The sequence below is a fragment of the Ensifer sp. ENS09 genome (assembly GCF_014852425.1).
Lineage (GTDB): Bacteria > Pseudomonadota > Alphaproteobacteria > Rhizobiales > Rhizobiaceae > Ensifer.
Map to the genome: position 1 here is coordinate 1,308,709 of NZ_JACVBP010000001.1, position 16,258 is coordinate 1,324,966.

Sequence of the window (16,258 nt, forward strand, 5' to 3'; positions counted from 1 at the left end):
TCGAGACAGTTCCGGGTGCCGTTACTCGGCCGCCGCGGCAATCGGATAGACTTCCTTCATGTAGTCGTTCATCAGCGTTTCGCAGATCGTTGCAGGCGTGAAGCGATAGGGGCCGATTTCGGAAACCGGCGTTACCTCCGCGGCCGAGCCGGTGAGGAAGCATTCGCTGAAACCGGACAGTTCCTCCGGCATGATCGCCCGCTCGACAACTTCATAGCCGCGGCGTTTGGCAAGCTCGATCACGGTGCGGCGGGTGATGCCGTCGAGGAAGCAATCCGGCACCGGCGTGTGGATGACGCCGTCCTTGACGAAGAAGATGTTGGCGCCGGTCGCCTCGGCCACGCGGCCGCGATAGTCAAGCATCATCGCATCCGCATAGCCCTTGGCCTCGGCCGCGTGCTTGGAGATGGTGCAGATCATGTAGAGACCGGCGGCCTTCGACTTCGAAGGTGCTGTCTGCGGATCCGGGCGGCGATATTCTGCGATATCGAGCCGGATGCCCTTGAGCTTTTCGGCCGGGTTGAAGTAGCTGCCCCATTGCCAAATGGCGATGGCAACGTTGATGCGGTTGTTCTGTGCCGAAACGCCCATCATTTCGCTGCCGCGCCAGGCGATCGGCCGCACATACGCCTCGGAGAAGCCCTGGCGCTTCAGGAGCTCGACGCTGGCGGCGTCCAGCTCTTCCACCGAATAGGGGATCTTGAAGCCGAGGATTTCGGCGGACTGATGAAGGCGCTGGTTGTGCTCGGTCAGCTTGAAGATGCGCCCGCCATAGGCGCGCTCGCCCTCAAACACCGCGCTGGCATAATGCAGGCCGTGGGTCAGCACGTGTACCTTGGCGTCCTTCCACGCGACGAACTCGCCGTTGAACCAGATCTGTCCGTCCAACTGATCAAAAGGAACCGCTGCCATGGTGTCATCCTCCGGCGCATGCGCGCCATTCTTAGTTGATTATCGTCCTGCTTTCAGTTTATCGGCAAACTGATTGAGGGAAAATTCAATTTCGTGATTTTGGATTTGCGATCGGAACGGCACGGCATATCCTTTCAGATGTTGCCAACGCCAAATGTCTCGCTTACCGAGCATGGACGCTAACGACACGGTAAAAATATGTCAATAAAGCTGACGTATTTTTCCGAATGTTTCGCAAGTTGCAATCAGGCTGAAAGGAAATGACCGCGTGGCCGGCCAATCCAAAGAGAACACCCGGTATCTGAACGATGCCGCTGCCGATGACGATACGATCGATTTCGAGATCATCGAGCTGCTCTTCTTCGCCTATCGCGACTTCACCTCCGACCCGGACGCGATCCTGGAAAAGAGCGGCTTCGGACGGGCGCACCACCGTGTCGTGCACTTTGTCGACCGCGAGCCGGGCATGACGGTCGCCGACCTCCTGGACACGCTGAAGATTACCAAGCAGAGCCTTGCGCGCGTGCTGAAGCAGCTGATCGATTCCGGCTATATCCGCCAGGAAACCGGCCCTGAGGATCGGCGCCAGCGCATGCTCTATACGACGGAGGAAGGCCAGGCGCTGGCGCGTGCGCTTGCCGAGCCACAGTCCCGCCGCATAGCCGATGCATTGGCAAGAACCGGTCCGGGCGCGCGCGAAACGGTCAAGCGCTTCCTCGCCGGTATGAAGAACAACGCCGCAGACTGACGCCCGCCGCAGCGCGGGTCTGGCCTGCAACTTGGGAAGCGTGGAATGACGACAAAAGCGACTGTCTCGGACGATGCGGCTCACCTTCTGGTCGTCGACGACGACCGGCGCATCCGCGATCTGCTCAACCGCTACCTGGTCGAACAGGGTTTTCGCGTGACGACCGCGTCCGATGCGGACGAGGCCCGCCGCAAACTCGTCGGCCTCGACTTCGACCTCCTGATCGTCGACGTGATGATGCCGGGCGAAAGCGGCATTTCGCTCACCCAGAGCCTCCGGCAGATCAAGACCGTGCCGATCCTGATGCTGACGGCGCTGGCGGAATCCAATTCCCGCATCGAGGGTCTCGAGGCCGGCGCCGACGACTATCTGTCGAAGCCCTTCGACCCGCGCGAACTGGTGCTGCGGATCAACAACATCCTGCGCCGCAACCAGCCGGCCCAGGCGCCCAAGGTCGACCAAGTCATCTTCGGCCCCTATACCTTCTCGGTGGTGCGCAAGGAACTCCGGCGCGGCGCCGACCATATCCGGCTGACCGACCGCGAGCAGGAGATCATGACGCTCTTTTCGCAACGCGCAGGCGAAACCATCCCGCGCCACGAACTGATCGGCGACGATGCCGAAGTCGGCGAGCGCACGATCGACGTGCAGATCAACCGCCTGCGGCGCAAGATCGAGGACGACCCGTCCAACCCCGTCTGGCTGCAGACGGTGCGCGGCATCGGCTACCGGCTGAGCGTGGACTGAAATGGCAGCCCTTCCGATGAGCGCGGCAGATCATGGCAAGCTTTGACGGCATAGAGCACGGTGTATCCGGGGCGAACGACAACGCCTGGAGGCGTTTCACCCGCTGGCTGCGCCGCCGCCTGCCCATGGGGCTTTACGCCCGCTCGCTGCTGATCGTCATCATCCCGATGGTGCTCCTGCAGTCGGTGGTCGCCTTCATCTTCATGGAGCGCCACTGGCAGCTGGTGACGCAGCGCCTGTCGGCCGCCGTCACCGGGGACATTGCCGCGATCGTCGATCTCATCGACACCTTCCCCGCCGACCGCGATATCTCCGAGATCATCCGCATCGCCCGCGATCAGCTCGATCTCAGCATCTCCGTGGACCCGCCGGGCGAACTGCCACCGCCGCGCCCCAGCCCCTTCTTCGAAATCCTCGACCAGATCCTCGGCGAAGAGATTTCCAACCAGGTCCGCCGCCCCTTCTGGATCGATACGGTCGGCAACTCCAAGCTCGTCGAGATCCGCATCAAGCTCGATGACGGCCGCATCCTGCGCGTCTATGCCCGGCGCAACCAGGCCTATGCTTCCAACACCCACATCTTCCTCGTCTGGATGGTGGCGGCCTCACTGGTGCTGCTGACGATCGCGGTGCTCTTCCTGCGCGGCCAGATCCGCCCGATCCTGGCCTTGACCAAGGCGGCCGAAAGCTTCGGCAAGGGCCAGAAGATCGACGACTTCGCGCCGCGCGGCGCCGACGAGATCCGCCGCGCCGGCCTCGCCTTCATCCAGATGCGCGAGCGCATCGAACGCCAGATCGAGCAGCGCACAGCGATGCTGACCGGCGTCAGCCACGATCTTCGAACCATCCTCACCCGCTTCAAGCTGCAGCTGGCGCTTGCCGGCAACAACCCGGATCTCGAGGGCCTGAACCAGGACGTCGAGGACATGCAGAACATGCTGGAAGGATACCTCGCCTTCGCCCGCAGCGAAGCGGAGGAGGACGTCGGCCAGCTGAAACTTTCGGACCTGATGACCCGGCTCGCGGCCGAGGCCGAACTGCTCGGCAAGACGCTCACCACCTCTGTGGAGGGGGAAGACGATATCCGCGTCCGGCCAAACGCCTTCACCCGTCTCATCGCCAACATCGCCTCGAACGCCTATCGCTACGCCAACACCGTCAAGATCGATGCGCGCCACAGTGCCAAGTGGCTGACAATCACCATCGACGATGACGGCCCGGGCATTCCCGAGCGTTCGCGCGAGGACGTGTTCAAACCGTTCTTCCGCCTCGACGAAGCGCGCAATCTCGACAGCTCCGGCACCGGCCTTGGTCTGGCGATCGCCCGCGATATCGCCCGCAGCCACGGCGGCAACGTCACGCTGGGCGACAGCCCGCTCGGCGGCCTCAGGGCAACGGTGCGCGTGCCGGCTTGACGTCCCTGCCCGGGCGGGCCACTTCTGGCCGCGAACGGGGGCTGAGGGGAGCGGGCATGGTAGACGCCATCGATTGGGCTGACTGGGAACGACGGGTGGCCGAACTCTGGGCCTCCTTCGACACGATGGATGGCGAAAGCTTTGTCGCCCGCATCGATGCCCTCGCCGCCGAACTGCCGGCGGGACATGCCGTCGGGCTGTTCGAGCGAGCCTCGGCACAGGATTCGACCGGCCATGAGACGAAGGCGGAGCCGCTCTACCGGCAGGCGCTGGAAAACGGCCTTCAGGGAATTCGCCGCCGGCGCGCCACCATCCAGCTCGCCAGCACCCTGCGCAATCTCGGCCGCGCCGATGAAGGCGTCGCCGTGCTCACCGCCGAGCGCGACAAGCCATCGGATGAACTCGACGATGCCGTCGTCGCCTTCCTGGCGCTTTGCCTCGTCGACACCGGCCAGGCGCAACAGGCGGCCGCCCTTGCGCTTGGCAGCCTGTCGCGGCACCTGCCCCGCTACAACCGCTCGCTCAAACGCTACGCCGAGATGCTGATGCCGGAGAGTTGAACCGTCAGCGCTGGTAGATCGAGGTCAGGCCGCGTCGTTCGTTGAAGCGGTGCCAGGCGTCGATGCGGCGCGGATGACGGGCGCGCATGACATCGAGCGGTGCGAGCAGCCGGCCGTCGCGGCCAAGGGCTGCATCGAGGATCTCGATGATGCGGCGGTTCGGCCAGGGCTTGCGAGTGATGGTCAAGAGCGCCTGGAAGGCTTCGTCCTCTCGTCCCGCGCCAAGCTGGTGCGCAATCAGACCATAGGCAAAGGCCGTCGAGCGGCTGACACCGGCATGGCAATGGACGAGAATGCGGCTCTCAGCATGCTCGGCCGCCGGGCGCATCGCCTCGAAAACCTCAAGCACCAGATCCGGGAAATGCTGGGTGGCTTTAAGGTTTTCCTGGTCGCGCATGCGCACGACCCGGTGGCTGGCGTCCGCAATCACCGGCACGTTGGCATCCGGCAGTTCCGGATCGAGCAGGGACAGCACATGACTTGCGCGCCAGTCGCGCGCGGCATCAGCGGCGCGCCAAAGGCAGGACACCTTGACGCGCTCGGGGATCACTTCGAAAGCAATGTTCATGGGATCACATCAACTTCTTGCCGTTGGGGACCGGCCGTTCGGTGGCAGCCAGCACGATCGCACCGGCCTCGTCTGCAAAGCCCAGCGTCAGCACTTCAGAGCGCACAGGCCCGATCTGGCGTGGCGGAAAATTGACCACACCTAGCACCTGCCGCCCGACGAGATCCTCCGGACGATAATGCACCGTGATTTGCGCTGATGACTTTTTTATGCCGAGTTCCGGGCCGAAATCGATTTTCAGCTTGATGGCCGGCTTGCGCGCTTCCGGAAACGGTTCGGCCTCGACGATGGTGCCCACGCGAATGTCCACGCGCTCGAAATCAGCAAATTCAATAGTTTCAGCCATCGTCATTCCCTATGTGAAATCTTCTCCGACGAGGTGGATTAAAGCATCGGGCGAGATTCCGAAAGCATGGCGTCCCCGGCAGGCTCCCCGCGAAATCTGGCCTCCTCCCACGGGCGGCGCGCAAACTGCTCGGCCAGGAAATCGACGAAAACACGCACGCGCGGCGGCAGGAACCGCCGGTGCGGATAGACGACCGTGATCGGCTCCGCCTCGGCATAGTTGCTGTCGGTCAGCAGCGGCACCAGCAATCCCGCCTTGATATCGCCGCCCACGAGCAGTTCGGAAAGGCGCACGATGCCGATGCCCGCGAGCGCAAGCCGTCGGAGCGCTTCGGTGCTGTTGGCCTCGACGGAGCCACGAACACGGATCGCGCGCCGGCCGTTGCCATCCTCGAACTCCCAGACATTGAGGCGGCCGCGGGCAGTGATGGCAAGGCAGGCATGCCGCTGCAGGTCGTCGGGCGTCTGCGGCGCGCCGTGCCGTTCGAGATAGGCGGGTGCCGCGCAGATGACCCGGCGGTTCGGGGCGAGCCGCCGGGTCACCAGCGTGCTGTCGTTTTGTTCCGCAACCCGCAGCGCGACATCCGCCTCGCCGTTCATGAGGTCGACGACCGCGTCGCTGAAATCGAGCTCCAGGTCGATCTCCGGAAACCGCGCGATGAAATCAGGCAGCATGGGCACGATCAGGCGGTGACCGAAGGCGCTGGGCAGGCTCACCCGCAGCCGCCCGCGCGGCACCGCCCCCGGCTGGATCGCAACCTCCGCATCTTCCATGTCGCCGAGGATGCGGCGGCTCGATTCCGCATAGGCGCTGCCTTCGCTCGTCAGGCTGATGCTGCGCGTCGATCGCTGAAGCAGGCGCACGCCGAGGCGCGCCTCCAGCCGGCCGACGATCTTGCTGACCGCCGATGGCGTCATGCGCAACCGCCGCGCCGCCGCCGAGAAATCGCCCTCCTCGACGACCGCGAGAAACACCGCCATGGCTTCCTGTCGATCCATCTTATCTATTCCATTTCGTCACAGATAAACGGAATTTAACATGGATTATCGTGACAGGCGACAGACTGTAGCTTGAGCCGGAACTCAGACAGCGAAGCTTGAGGAGTGACGGAAATGGGCAATCAGCGAGACAGTCTGCCGATGAGCTATGCGCTGCATTCCTGGGCGCGGCGTCAACGCGCCATTGCAATCGGCAACCTGTGCCGCCGCGCGATCGGCGCAATCTGGAGAGGTCTCTTCAACCGCCAGCCAAGCGGCGATCATGGGGCTTGCACTGGCGCTTACCCGACGCGAACGTCATAGGCCAGGCGCCTGCCGGCCCCGACATGGCGCCGGCCGCGTTTGATGTTCAGCCTGCGAGTTCTTCCGCGCGCTTGCGCGCCGCAGCGATCGCCTTGTCGAACAGCGGCTGCATGCCGTCGTCGGCCATCAGCACGGACAGTGCCGCGGCGGTCGTGCCGCCGGGCGAAGTCACGTTCTGGCGCAGCCGCGTGGCCTCGTCGGGCGACTGGTGCAACAGTTCGCCAGCCCCCGCGACGGTTTCCCGCGCGAGCCGCATGGCGAGGTCCGCCTCAAGGCCAGCCTTGCGGCCCGCCTCCGCCATGCACTCGACGAGGTAGAAGACATAGGCCGGGCCGCTGCCGGAGACGGCGGTGACGGCATCGATCTCGGCTTCGGTGCGGACCCATTCGACCGGGCCGCTGACCTTCAAGAGATCATGAACCTGAGTGCGCTGCTGATCGCTGACGCGGGCATTGGCAAAGGCGCCGGTGACACCGCGGCCGATCATGGCCGGCGTGTTCGGCATGGCGCGCACCGTGGCGGCGGCACCAAGATGGGTTTCGATGAAGGCCAGCGTCTTGCCGGCGGCAACCGATACGATGACCGTCTCCGGGCCAACGAGCGATTTCAGCGGCGGCAGGACCGCGTCCATCACCTGCGGCTTGACCGCAAGGAAGATAACGCCCGCCTGAACACCCGACGGTGCGGAGGTCGCATGCGTGACGCCGTTGTCGGCGATCAGCTGCGCCATGGCCGGCGGCGGACCGGGATCGACGACGAGAACATCCGCGCCTTTAACACCGCTCTTCAGCCAGCCGGAAAGCATGGCGCCGCCCATATTGCCGGCGCCGACGAGCACGATGGGACCGGAAGCGGCGTTCGTCATGATCAGGCTTCTCCAACCGTTTCGAACAGCACGGCATCGACGGCGCGCTGCGCGTCCATGCCGGACCAGACGACGAATTGAAACGCCTGATAATAGGATTCGCAAGCGTCGAGTGCGCTCGAAAGCAGAACTTCGACCTGCTGGTTGGTGGGCTCGGCACCGCCGGCGAGCAGCAGCGACTGGCGGAAGATCACCACTTCCTCCTGGCGCCACAGATCGAAGTGGCCCATCAGCACCTGCCCATTGATATGGGATAGCAAACGGATGACTTCGTTGACCCGGCTTTCCGGCACCTTGATGTCGAAGGCACAGGCCAAGTGCAGCGCCTCGAATTCCTCCATCCAGGAGAAGGAAACGTGGTAGTCCGCCCACTTGCCTTCGACCGTCATGGCGATTTCGTCTTCGCCGGATCGCTCGAACGACCAGTCGTTATTGGCAGCCACGAACTCGATCATATCGACCGGGTTGGATTGGCGCTCGACTTCCATTTCCAAAAGGCTCATGCATCACCCTGCATAGGTGTGGCACGGGCATGCGTCATCACGCTCACAAGACGCAACGCTGCAAACCCAACACCGATTACAAACACGTATGATTGCTGAACTCACATCCATCCTGGCTGACTTACCCTGCCCGGAGCTTACGTGGTTCGTTTCGAATCATCATTTAAAATCAGTGTATAATGGCGGAGTCAGGCTGCCAGCCCCTCGGTCCAAAAATAGCCGTGAACAATCGCGTCCACGTTGTCATGTGAATGAAGCGGTTGAGCTTAACTGACTCTGCCATAAGGGTTTTTTGGCAGTGTCCACAGGTGGAAAACTTTTCAGGTATTATTAACCACCCATCATGCCGTTTTAGACCTGCGCGGCTGATCGACAGCAAAACGCCCGCGGATGAGGTCCGCGGGCGAAGTAAAAACGCTGAAATGCCGTTATTTCAAGGGAATCGCGTTACTTGCCCGTATCGACGAGACGCGCTTCAAGAGCCTCAATACGGGCCAGAAGCGCATCGTTTTCCTCGCGCGCCTTGATGGCCATTTCCTTGACCATCTCGAACTCTTCGCGCTTGACGACGTCGAGCGAATTCAGCGCCCGCTCGGCCTGCGCCCGGAAGGCCGTTTCAACCTCGCGGCGCACGCCCTGGGCGGCGCCCGCAGCATCGGTCATCAGCTTGGCGAAGTCATCCAGCATGCGGTTGGTGCCTGTGCTCATCGTCGCGATCTCCATTTCAGCCATCGCCTCTTTAAAGAGCGATGCGGTCCATGGGTTTCAGGTAGGGTGACCGACCGCCCGATGCAAGAAAAATCACGCGCGTCTTCACGACCCTGTGTCCGGGGCGCAAATCGTCGCCCTTGACCGGGGTGCAATCGCTCGCCATGTTCCGCCGAAACAACCGGCCCGGCACGAGAACAATAAATTGGAAACATTAGCGACCCGCCTCGCCATCCTCCCCTTCCCTGAAATCGATCCCGTCATCGTCCAGATCGGGCCGCTTGCCATCCACTGGTATGGGCTCGCCTATGTGGCGGGCATCCTCCTCGGCTGGTTCTACGCCCGGCGCCTGGCAATGAACACCGCGCTCTGGCGCGACGACAAGCCGGCGATCACGCTGCAGCAACTCGACGACTTCCTGCTGTGGGCAGCCGGCGGCATCGTGCTCGGCGGCCGTATCGGCTACATTCTCTTCTACGATCTTGGCTCCGTGCTCGCCAATCCGATCCGCGCGCTGGAAATCTGGAACGGCGGCATGTCGTTCCATGGCGGCTTCCTCGGCACCACGCTCGCGATGATCCTGTTTGCCCGCAAGAACAAGATCGCCATCTGGAGCCTGTTCGACATCGTCGCCGCCGTCGTCCCGATCGGCCTATTCTTCGGCCGCATCGCCAACTTCATCAACAGCGAGCTCTGGGGTCGCCTGTCGTCGATGCCCTGGGCGATCGTATTCCCGACCGGCGGTCCGTTCGCCCGCCACCCGAGCCAGCTCTACGAGGCCGCCCTCGAGGGCATCGTCCTGCTCGCCGTGCTTGCCTGGTTCATTTACCGTCGCCACGCTTTGAAGTCGCCAGGGCTCGTTACCGGCATCTTCGTGCTCGGCTATGGCCTGAGCCGCATTTTCGTCGAATTCTTCCGCGAACCGGACGCGCAGATCGGCTATCTTGTCGGTGGCTGGCTGACCATGGGCATGCTTTTGTCATTGCCGATGGCGCTCGCCGGCATCTGGGCCATTGCCCGGGCGCGGCGCGCAGCCGCCTGAGAGCGGATGGGGCAAGGGCGCGCGGCTTTTCGGCCGCCGCCCGGTGAATTGGACGAAGGCATGACGACACCACTTGCGGACAAGATCAAGGCGCTGATCAAGGCCCACGGGCCGATCAGCGTCACCGATTATTTCTCGCTTTGCCTGGCGGATCCGGAGCACGGCTACTACCGCGTGCACGAGCCCTTCGGCAAGGAAGGCGACTTCACCACGGCACCGGAAATCAGCCAGCTCTTCGGCGAGATGATCGGCATCTTCCTCGTCCATGCCTGGCAGCAGCACGGCAAGCCCGAGGGTGCCGTGCTTGCCGAAATCGGCCCTGGCCGCGGTACGATGATGGCCGACATGCTGCGCGTCGTGCGCCGTCTCGCGCCCGATCTCTATGCCTCCGCCGGCGTGCATCTCGTCGAGACCAGCGAGCGGCTGCGCAAGGTCCAGTCGGAAACGCTCGCCGCCCATGGCCACAAGGTCGAGTGGCACACGAGCTTCGAGACCCTGCCGGAAGGCTTTCTGCTGCTGGCCGCCAACGAGTTGTTCGACGCCATCCCGATCCGGCAATTCGTGCGCACCGCGCAAGGTTTCCGCGAACGCATGGTCGGGCTCGATGCCGATGACGAACTGACCTTTGCCGTCGGCGTTGCCGGCATCGATCCCGATCTCCTTCCGACGCCGGCCCAAGGTATCGCCGAAGGCACGATCTTCGAGATCGCCCCGGCCCGCGACGCAGTCATGTCGGCCCTGTGCGAACGGCTGAAGGTCAGTGGCGGCACCGCCGTGATCATCGACTACGGCCATATGGCCACCGGCTACGGCGACACGCTGCAGGCCGTGCGCGACCACGAATACGATCCGCCGCTGGCCAGCCCCGGCCGCGCCGATGTCACCAGCCACGTCGATTTCGAGCAGCTCGCCCGCCGCGCCAAGACGGACGACGTGCAGATCAACGGTCTTGCCCACCAGGGTGATTTTCTTGTCGGCCTCGGTCTTCTGGAACGCGCCGCATCCCTTGGCCGCGACAAGGATGCGCTGACGCAGGAAACCATCCGCCAGGACGTCGAGAGGCTCGCCGGCGCAGGCGCCGGAAAGATGGGCGAACTGTTCAAGGTCCTGGCCGTCAGCAGCCCGCCGGTTCCGCTCTCGCCGTTCCGCAAACCGAAGGCCTGAACCGCCACCGGACAGTACCCCTGCCGTTCGGGAATTGACAGCCCTGCCGTCGCGGGTCAACATCGCGCCGGCAAATCAAGAGCCAGTCGCCGGGCCGGAGCGCGCCCCCAAACCCATTGATTTTCCTGATAAAGCAAAGGCGAATATACCAATGCAGCATGACGCCGCGCTCTCTCCTGTGCAAAGCTCGCTCTTCAGCGAGAAGGCCGGACCGGCAATCGCCTATGGTTATTTCACCCGAATGGGCGGCGTTTCCGAAGGGATCTATAGCGGCCTCAATGTCGGGCTCGGCTCCAAGGACGAGCGCGCCCATGTCAACGAGAACCGCGCCCGCGTCGCCCGCTGGTTCGGCGCCGCGCCCGAGCGCTTGGCAACCGTGCACCAGGTCCATTCCCCAGACGCCGTGGTGGTCGACGAAAGCTATGACGGCGCCCGCCCCGAGGCCGATGCGCTGGTGACGGCAACGCCCGGTATCGTGCTCGGCGTGCTCTCGGCCGATTGCGGCCCCATTCTCTTTGCAGATGCCGAAGCCAATGTCATCGGTGCGGCCCATGCCGGCTGGAAGGGCGCGCTCGGCGGCGTGCTCGAAAGCACGATCGACAGGATGGTTTCGCTCGGCGCCCGGCGCGAGCGCATCGTCGCCTGCCTCGGCCCGTCGATCAGCCGCCGCAACTATGAGGTCGGCTCGGAGTTCGTGGATCGCTTCGTCGCGGCGAACCAAAGCTACGCCTCGTTCTTCCGGCCTTCGGAGCGCGACGGCCATGCGATGTTCGACCTGCCGGGGCTGACGATCAAACGCCTGGTCGAAGCAGGCGTTACCGCCGAGAATCTCGACATCTGCACCTATGCCGACGAGGAGCGTTTCTTCTCCTATCGGCGCACGACCCACAGGCAGGAACCGGACTACGGCCGACAGATTTCCGCCATTTGCATACGAGGGACCTGACATGGCGCTTCATTTTGCCCAGGAAGAATATGCAAGCCGCCTTGAGCGGCTGACGGAGAAGATGCGCGAGGAGAAGCTGGACGCGGTGCTGCTTTTCGCCCAGGAGAGCATGTACTGGCTGACGGGTTACGACACCTTCGGCTACTGCTTCTTCCAGACGCTGGTCGTCAAGAAGGACGGCTCGATGGTGCTTTTGACGCGCTCGGCCGACCTGCGCCAGGCCCGTCATACATCGAACATCGAGCGCATCGAGATCTGGGTCGACCGGGCCAATGCCGACCCGACCATGGACCTGAAGAATCTTCTGAGCGAACTCGACCTGCTCGGCTGCCGCATCGGCATCGAATACGACACCCACGGCATGACCGGCCGCGCCGCGCGGCTGATCGACCGGCAGCTACAGACCTTTGGCGAGCTGATCGATGCCTCGCATCTGGTCGGCCGCCTGCGCCTGATCAAGAGCGATGCGGAAATCGCCCATGTCGAAAAGGCCGCGAGCCTTGCCGACGACGCGCTCGATGCCGCCCTGCCGCTCATTCGCCCCGGCGGCAACGAGGCCGACATTCTGGCCGCGATGCAGGGCACGATCCTTGCCGGCGGCGGCGACTATCCGGCCAACGAGTTCATCATCGGCTCCGGCGCCGATGCGCTGCTGTGCCGCTACAAGTCCGGGCGCCGCCTGCTCGACAGCCAGGACCAGCTCACGCTGGAATGGGCCGGCGTCAGCGCCCACTATCATGCAGCGATGATGCGCACCGTCGTGATCGGCGAGCCGACCAACCGCCATCGCGAACTCTACAGCGCCTGCCGCGAAACGATCCAGGCGATCGAGATGGTGCTTCGCCCCGGCAACACCTTCGGCACCGTCTTCGACGTGCACGCCAAGATCATGGACGAGCGCGGCCTTGCCCGCCACCGGCTGAACGCCTGCGGCTATTCGCTCGGCGCCCGCTTCTCCCCCTCCTGGATGGAGCAGCAGATGTTCCACCTCGGCAATCCACAGGAGATCGAGCCGAACATGTCGCTGTTCGTGCACATGATCATCATGGATTCCGACAGCGGCACCGCCATGACCCTCGGCCAGACCTACCTCACCACGACAGACACGCCGCGTGCGTTGTCGCGTTACGGCCTGGACTTCATTTCTGCTTAGGGAAATCCGCCTAGACTTGCGTTCGTACTGGCAGACGACAGGAGACGTTTCAGGAAACTGCCGCGAAGAAACGGACGGACGGTTTGAACATGCGAAAGCTCACCACGCCCATCGCAGCTCTTGGCCTCGCCATTGCGCTCGCCGGCTGCAACAGCACCGAGATGCTGACGCCACAGGTTGACGTCGGCGGGGGGACCTTCCGCTCGCCGCCGGTGACGCAATCCGACCTCGACGCCATGTCCACGCAGACGGCTATGGCGCCGGTGCAGCGCGAACCCGTCAGCCAGACCACCGCCTATTCGCCGCAGCCTGCCCGCTCGAACACGCCGACGGCCTATGCCACCGGCGACGCGACCTATACGGATCCGGCCGGTACCTTCGAGGGACAGGCAAACCGGCTTGCCGCCGGCTCGGCGCCGGTCCAGAACGCGATCGAGAGCCGCCAGGCACCGGTCGAACAGCCGCCAGTCCAGCACACACCCGTCCAGCAGACGGCGGCCGCAGCCGAAGAAATCCAGAGCCAGCCGACCGTCGCCGCGCTGCCGAAGGCGAGCTCAGCCGCAAGCGGCACGATCCGCTTCCTGCCGATCATCGGCGCGCCTGTCCAGGCCGTGACACCGCTTTCCAAACAGCTCGGCGCCGACGCCCGCGCCCGCGGCCTGACGATCAAGGGCTCGGCCGACGCCAGCAGCGAGCATATCCTCAAAGGCTATTTCTCGGCGCTGAAGGATGGCGACAAGACGACCGTCGTTTACGTCTGGGACGTGCTCGATGGCAGCGGCAACCGGCTGCATCGCATCCAGGGACAGGACTCTGTTCCGGGCGGCGGCACGGATTTGTGGAGTGGCGTTCCGGCTACAACCATGCAGGGAATTGCGACGAAAACCATCGACGCGTATCTCGAATGGCGGCAATCTCAAGCCGGTTGACACAAAGTTTTTAGGATATTGGCCTTCGCGGCGCAGCATTCCCCTTGCATTCAAGTTCAGTCTCGCTAAAAAGCGGCCGATCAGCTCTGAACGGCGGCCATCCGCAAAGAATGACCGCGATTGGAATGGCTCTCGGAATCTGCGCGGAAAACACCGCTACCGGAAAAGTACCGGACGGTGACCGCGCCAGCTCAAGGCGGTCCGTCAATGAAGGTTTTCGCAGGTAATTCGAACCGGCTCCTGGCCGAAGCGATCTGCAACTATCTCAACCTGCCTCTCGGCAAAGCGACGGTACGCCGTTTCGCCGATCAGGAAATCTTCGTCGAGATCGGCGAAAACGTACGCGGCGAGGATGTCTTCATCATCCAGTCGACCTCGTTTCCCACCAACGATCACCTGATGGAACTGCTCATCATGATCGACGCGGTGCGCCGCTCGTCCGCTCGCCGCATCACCGCCGTGCTTCCCTATTTCGGCTACGCCCGCCAGGACCGCAAACCCGGTCCGCGCACGCCGATCTCCGCCAAGCTGGTCTCCAACCTGATCACCGAAGCTGGCGCCGACCGCGTGCTGACCCTCGATCTTCATGCCGGCCAGATCCAGGGCTTCTTCGACATCCCGACCGACAACCTCTATGCGATCCCGATCCTGGCGCGAGACGTCAAGGAAAACTACGATCTCAAGAACGTCATGGTCGTTTCGCCTGACGTCGGCGGCGTGGTTCGCGCCCGTGCGCTTGCCAAGCGTCTCGACTGTCTGCTGGCGATCGTCGACAAGCGTCGCGACCGTCCGGGTGAATCCGAAGTCATGAACGTCATCGGTGACGTGAAGGGCAAGGACTGCCTGCTGATCGACGATATCGTCGATTCCGGCGGCACGCTCTGCAACGCGGCCGAAGCGCTCCTGAAGAACGGCGCGACCAGCGTTACCGCCTACATCACCCACGGCGTTCTCTCCGGCGGCGCGGTTGCCCGTGTTACCTCGTCGATGCTCAAGGAACTGGTCATCACAGACTCGATCCAGCCGACGACCGCTGTCCAGTCCGCCCACAACATCCGCGTCATCTCGACCGCGGGCCTGCTCGGCGAAGCCATCAGCCGCACGAGCCAGGAAGAGTCGGTATCGAGCCTCTTCGACTGAACTCGTCCGGAGCACACGAATTTTTTAGACGCCGGCGCCCCACCCGCCGGCGTTTTTCGTTACAGGACGCGATTACTTCTCCAGCGCCTGCACCAACGGCTGGTCGACGAGGTTGTCGATGAACCAGTTGGGATAGACGGGCACCGGTACCGTCTCGGCATCGAGCGCCGAGATCTCCGCTTCCGTGAGCACCAGATCCGCCGCGCCGAGATTGTCCTTTAGCTGGTGCGGCTTGGAAGCCCCGAGCAGCACACTGGTCACCGCCTTCTTCGAAAGCAGCCAGGCGATCGCCACCTGGGCGACGCTCGCTCCGTGTTCGCCGGCGATGCCGCGCATGCGCTCCACCAGCTTGAAGCCCTGTTCCTTGTCGAAGGGCAGAATGTCGAAGCCGGAATAGCGGTTGTCCGGATCGCCGAGATTGTCGCGAGTGTACTTGCCCGAAAGGAAGCCAGAGGCGAGCGGGCTCCAGACGGTCAGCCCCAGCCCGTAGCGCTGCATCATCGGAATGACGTCACGCTCGACGTCGCGGCCGAGCAGCGAATAGTGCATCTGGCCGTGGGTGAAAGGCGCCAGCCCGTTGGCCTTCTGGATCTCGGCTGCTGCCGCCACCTTCCAGGCCGACCAGTTGGAAAAGCCGATGTAGCGCACCTTGCCCGAACGCACGACCGCATCGAGCGCTGAAAGCGTTTCCTCGAGCGGCGTGTGCGGATCCTCCTTGTGGACGATGTAGGTGTCGATCCAGTCAGTTCCGAGCCGCTTCAGGCTTTCGTCGACCGACCAGAGAATGTGACGACGCGACAGACCCGCCTGGCTGAGCGGCGTGCCGGTGCGGAACCCGACCTTGGTGGCGATCACCACCTCGTCGCGGCGGGACTTGAGCGCCGCACCCAGGATCCGTTCCGACTGGCCGGAGGCATAGGCGTCGGCCGTGTCGAAGAAGTTGATGCCCGCATCGAGCGCCTGCCCGACAAGGGCGCCGGCAGCTTCGGCATCGGTCTTGTAGATCGCGTCGAGGCTGCGGTCGCCGGCGGTAAAGGTCATCGCCCCGAAGGCGAGGTGCGAGACCACCAGGCCGGTATTTCCAAGCGTCGTATATTGCATGTCGATCTCCATCCTCTGCGAGACAGGTTGCGGTTAAACAAACCATGCCAAAGTGGATTGCTGCGAAAAACCGTCACTCTCTTGATAGGCTTGGAAGAATTACTTCATAA

The 16,258-nt window shown here is 63.4% G+C and carries 18 protein-coding genes; 10 read left to right on the forward strand and 8 right to left on the reverse strand.

The genetic code is table 11. From position 1 onward, the window contains the following. Positions 1-21: 21 nt before the first annotated feature. On the reverse strand, positions 22-912 hold the full coding sequence (locus IB267_RS06540) for a branched-chain amino acid aminotransferase (RefSeq protein WP_192446890.1): 891 nt from the start codon (positions 910-912) through the stop codon (positions 22-24). Positions 913-1,180: 268 nt separating this feature from the next. Between IB267_RS06540 and IB267_RS06545 the strand changes: the two genes are divergently transcribed. The 4 genes from IB267_RS06545 to IB267_RS06560 are packed head-to-tail and all read left to right on the forward strand — an operon-like array spanning position 1,181 to position 4,382. Further along, on the forward strand, positions 1,181-1,660 hold the full coding sequence (locus tag IB267_RS06545) for a MarR family winged helix-turn-helix transcriptional regulator (protein WP_034788710.1): 480 nt from the start codon (positions 1,181-1,183) through the stop codon (positions 1,658-1,660). A gap of 45 nt (positions 1,661-1,705) precedes the next feature. After that, positions 1,706-2,407, forward strand: coding sequence for a response regulator (locus IB267_RS06550; RefSeq protein WP_043618070.1), 702 nt, complete (start codon positions 1,706-1,708; stop codon positions 2,405-2,407). Between the two features lie 32 nt (positions 2,408-2,439). Then, on the forward strand, positions 2,440-3,822 hold the full coding sequence (locus IB267_RS06555) for an ATP-binding protein (protein WP_192446891.1): 1,383 nt from the start codon (positions 2,440-2,442) through the stop codon (positions 3,820-3,822). Between the two features lie 56 nt (positions 3,823-3,878). Continuing rightward, positions 3,879-4,382: a tetratricopeptide repeat protein gene (locus IB267_RS06560; RefSeq protein ID WP_192446892.1), complete on the forward strand. Its 504-nt coding sequence runs from the start codon at positions 3,879-3,881 to the stop codon at positions 4,380-4,382. A gap of 4 nt (positions 4,383-4,386) precedes the next feature. Here the strand turns inward: IB267_RS06560 and IB267_RS06565 are convergent, their stop codons facing one another. The 6 genes from IB267_RS06565 to IB267_RS06590 all read right to left on the reverse strand — a co-directional run bounded on the left by IB267_RS06565 (position 4,387) and on the right by IB267_RS06590 (position 8,673). Beyond that, the gene (locus tag IB267_RS06565; RefSeq protein ID WP_043618079.1) at positions 4,387-4,950 is read right to left on the reverse strand and encodes a protein-tyrosine phosphatase family protein; all 564 of its coding nucleotides are present in this window, start codon (positions 4,948-4,950) and stop codon (positions 4,387-4,389) included. A 4-nt stretch (positions 4,951-4,954) separates the two neighbouring features. Continuing rightward, entirely contained in the window at positions 4,955-5,296 is a 342-nt protein-coding gene (locus IB267_RS06570) for a tRNA-binding protein (protein WP_192446893.1), read from the reverse strand. A gap of 38 nt (positions 5,297-5,334) precedes the next feature. Further along, on the reverse strand, positions 5,335-6,294 hold the full coding sequence (locus IB267_RS06575; protein ID WP_192446894.1) for a LysR family transcriptional regulator: 960 nt from the start codon (positions 6,292-6,294) through the stop codon (positions 5,335-5,337). Between the two features lie 349 nt (positions 6,295-6,643). Continuing rightward, positions 6,644-7,462 (reverse strand): pyrroline-5-carboxylate reductase, encoded by an 819-nt coding sequence (gene proC, locus IB267_RS06580; protein WP_192446895.1) that lies wholly within the window; start codon positions 7,460-7,462, stop codon positions 6,644-6,646. A gap of 2 nt (positions 7,463-7,464) precedes the next feature. Next, a complete protein-coding gene (locus tag IB267_RS06585; protein WP_043618087.1) occupies positions 7,465-7,965 on the reverse strand; it encodes a YbjN domain-containing protein in 501 nt (166 codons plus the stop codon). A gap of 447 nt (positions 7,966-8,412) precedes the next feature. After that, positions 8,413-8,673, reverse strand: coding sequence for an accessory factor UbiK family protein (locus tag IB267_RS06590; RefSeq protein WP_043618160.1), 261 nt, complete (start codon positions 8,671-8,673; stop codon positions 8,413-8,415). Between the two features lie 205 nt (positions 8,674-8,878). Here IB267_RS06590 and lgt point away from each other — a divergent pair, with 205 nt between their 5' ends. From lgt to IB267_RS06620, 6 genes are all read left to right on the forward strand, one after another. Beyond that, the gene (lgt, locus tag IB267_RS06595; protein ID WP_192446896.1) at positions 8,879-9,715 is read left to right on the forward strand and encodes a prolipoprotein diacylglyceryl transferase; all 837 of its coding nucleotides are present in this window, start codon (positions 8,879-8,881) and stop codon (positions 9,713-9,715) included. Between the two features lie 60 nt (positions 9,716-9,775). Continuing rightward, on the forward strand, positions 9,776-10,879 hold the full coding sequence (locus IB267_RS06600; RefSeq protein WP_192446897.1) for a class I SAM-dependent methyltransferase: 1,104 nt from the start codon (positions 9,776-9,778) through the stop codon (positions 10,877-10,879). 151 nt (positions 10,880-11,030) lie between these two features. Further along, positions 11,031-11,825 (forward strand): peptidoglycan editing factor PgeF, encoded by a 795-nt coding sequence (gene pgeF / locus IB267_RS06605; RefSeq protein WP_192446898.1) that lies wholly within the window; start codon positions 11,031-11,033, stop codon positions 11,823-11,825. A 1-nt stretch (position 11,826) separates the two neighbouring features. Further along, a complete protein-coding gene (locus IB267_RS06610) occupies positions 11,827-12,978 on the forward strand; it encodes a Xaa-Pro peptidase family protein (RefSeq protein ID WP_043618095.1) in 1,152 nt (383 codons plus the stop codon). 89 nt (positions 12,979-13,067) lie between these two features. Further along, on the forward strand, positions 13,068-13,907 hold the full coding sequence (locus IB267_RS06615; RefSeq protein WP_192446899.1) for a hypothetical protein: 840 nt from the start codon (positions 13,068-13,070) through the stop codon (positions 13,905-13,907). 207 nt (positions 13,908-14,114) lie between these two features. Beyond that, a complete protein-coding gene (locus tag IB267_RS06620; RefSeq protein ID WP_034788749.1) occupies positions 14,115-15,047 on the forward strand; it encodes a ribose-phosphate pyrophosphokinase in 933 nt (310 codons plus the stop codon). A 72-nt stretch (positions 15,048-15,119) separates the two neighbouring features. On the opposite strand, the gene IB267_RS06625 is transcribed toward IB267_RS06620, so the two are convergent. After that, a complete protein-coding gene (locus IB267_RS06625; RefSeq protein ID WP_192446900.1) occupies positions 15,120-16,148 on the reverse strand; it encodes an aldo/keto reductase in 1,029 nt (342 codons plus the stop codon). Between the last annotated feature and the right edge of the window lie 110 nt (positions 16,149-16,258).

Bases quoted from the DNA above. Each gene is read 5' to 3' on its own strand.
- pgeF (WP_192446898.1), top strand. From the start codon at position 11,031: ATGCAGCATGACGCCGCGCTCTCTCCTGTGCAAAGCTCGCTCTTCAGC.
- IB267_RS06620 (WP_034788749.1), top strand. From the start codon at position 14,115: ATGAAGGTTTTCGCAGGTAATTCGAACCGGCTCCTGGCCGAAGCGATC.
- IB267_RS06610 (WP_043618095.1), top strand. From the start codon at position 11,827: ATGGCGCTTCATTTTGCCCAGGAAGAATATGCAAGCCGCCTTGAGCGG.
- IB267_RS06540 (WP_192446890.1), bottom strand. From the start codon at position 912: ATGGCAGCGGTTCCTTTTGATCAGTTGGACGGACAGATCTGGTTCAAC.
- IB267_RS06560 (WP_192446892.1), top strand. From the start codon at position 3,879: ATGGTAGACGCCATCGATTGGGCTGACTGGGAACGACGGGTGGCCGAA.
- IB267_RS06590 (WP_043618160.1), bottom strand. From the start codon at position 8,673: ATGAGCACAGGCACCAACCGCATGCTGGATGACTTCGCCAAGCTGATG.
- proC (WP_192446895.1), bottom strand. From the start codon at position 7,462: ATGACGAACGCCGCTTCCGGTCCCATCGTGCTCGTCGGCGCCGGCAAT.
- IB267_RS06555 (WP_192446891.1), top strand. From the start codon at position 2,440: ATGGCAAGCTTTGACGGCATAGAGCACGGTGTATCCGGGGCGAACGAC.
- IB267_RS06565 (WP_043618079.1), bottom strand. From the start codon at position 4,950: ATGAACATTGCTTTCGAAGTGATCCCCGAGCGCGTCAAGGTGTCCTGC.
- IB267_RS06575 (WP_192446894.1), bottom strand. From the start codon at position 6,294: ATGGATCGACAGGAAGCCATGGCGGTGTTTCTCGCGGTCGTCGAGGAG.
- IB267_RS06600 (WP_192446897.1), top strand. From the start codon at position 9,776: ATGACGACACCACTTGCGGACAAGATCAAGGCGCTGATCAAGGCCCAC.
- IB267_RS06615 (WP_192446899.1), top strand. From the start codon at position 13,068: ATGCGAAAGCTCACCACGCCCATCGCAGCTCTTGGCCTCGCCATTGCG.
- IB267_RS06585 (WP_043618087.1), bottom strand. From the start codon at position 7,965: ATGAGCCTTTTGGAAATGGAAGTCGAGCGCCAATCCAACCCGGTCGAT.
- IB267_RS06570 (WP_192446893.1), bottom strand. From the start codon at position 5,296: ATGGCTGAAACTATTGAATTTGCTGATTTCGAGCGCGTGGACATTCGC.
- IB267_RS06550 (WP_043618070.1), top strand. From the start codon at position 1,706: ATGACGACAAAAGCGACTGTCTCGGACGATGCGGCTCACCTTCTGGTC.
- IB267_RS06625 (WP_192446900.1), bottom strand. From the start codon at position 16,148: ATGCAATATACGACGCTTGGAAATACCGGCCTGGTGGTCTCGCACCTC.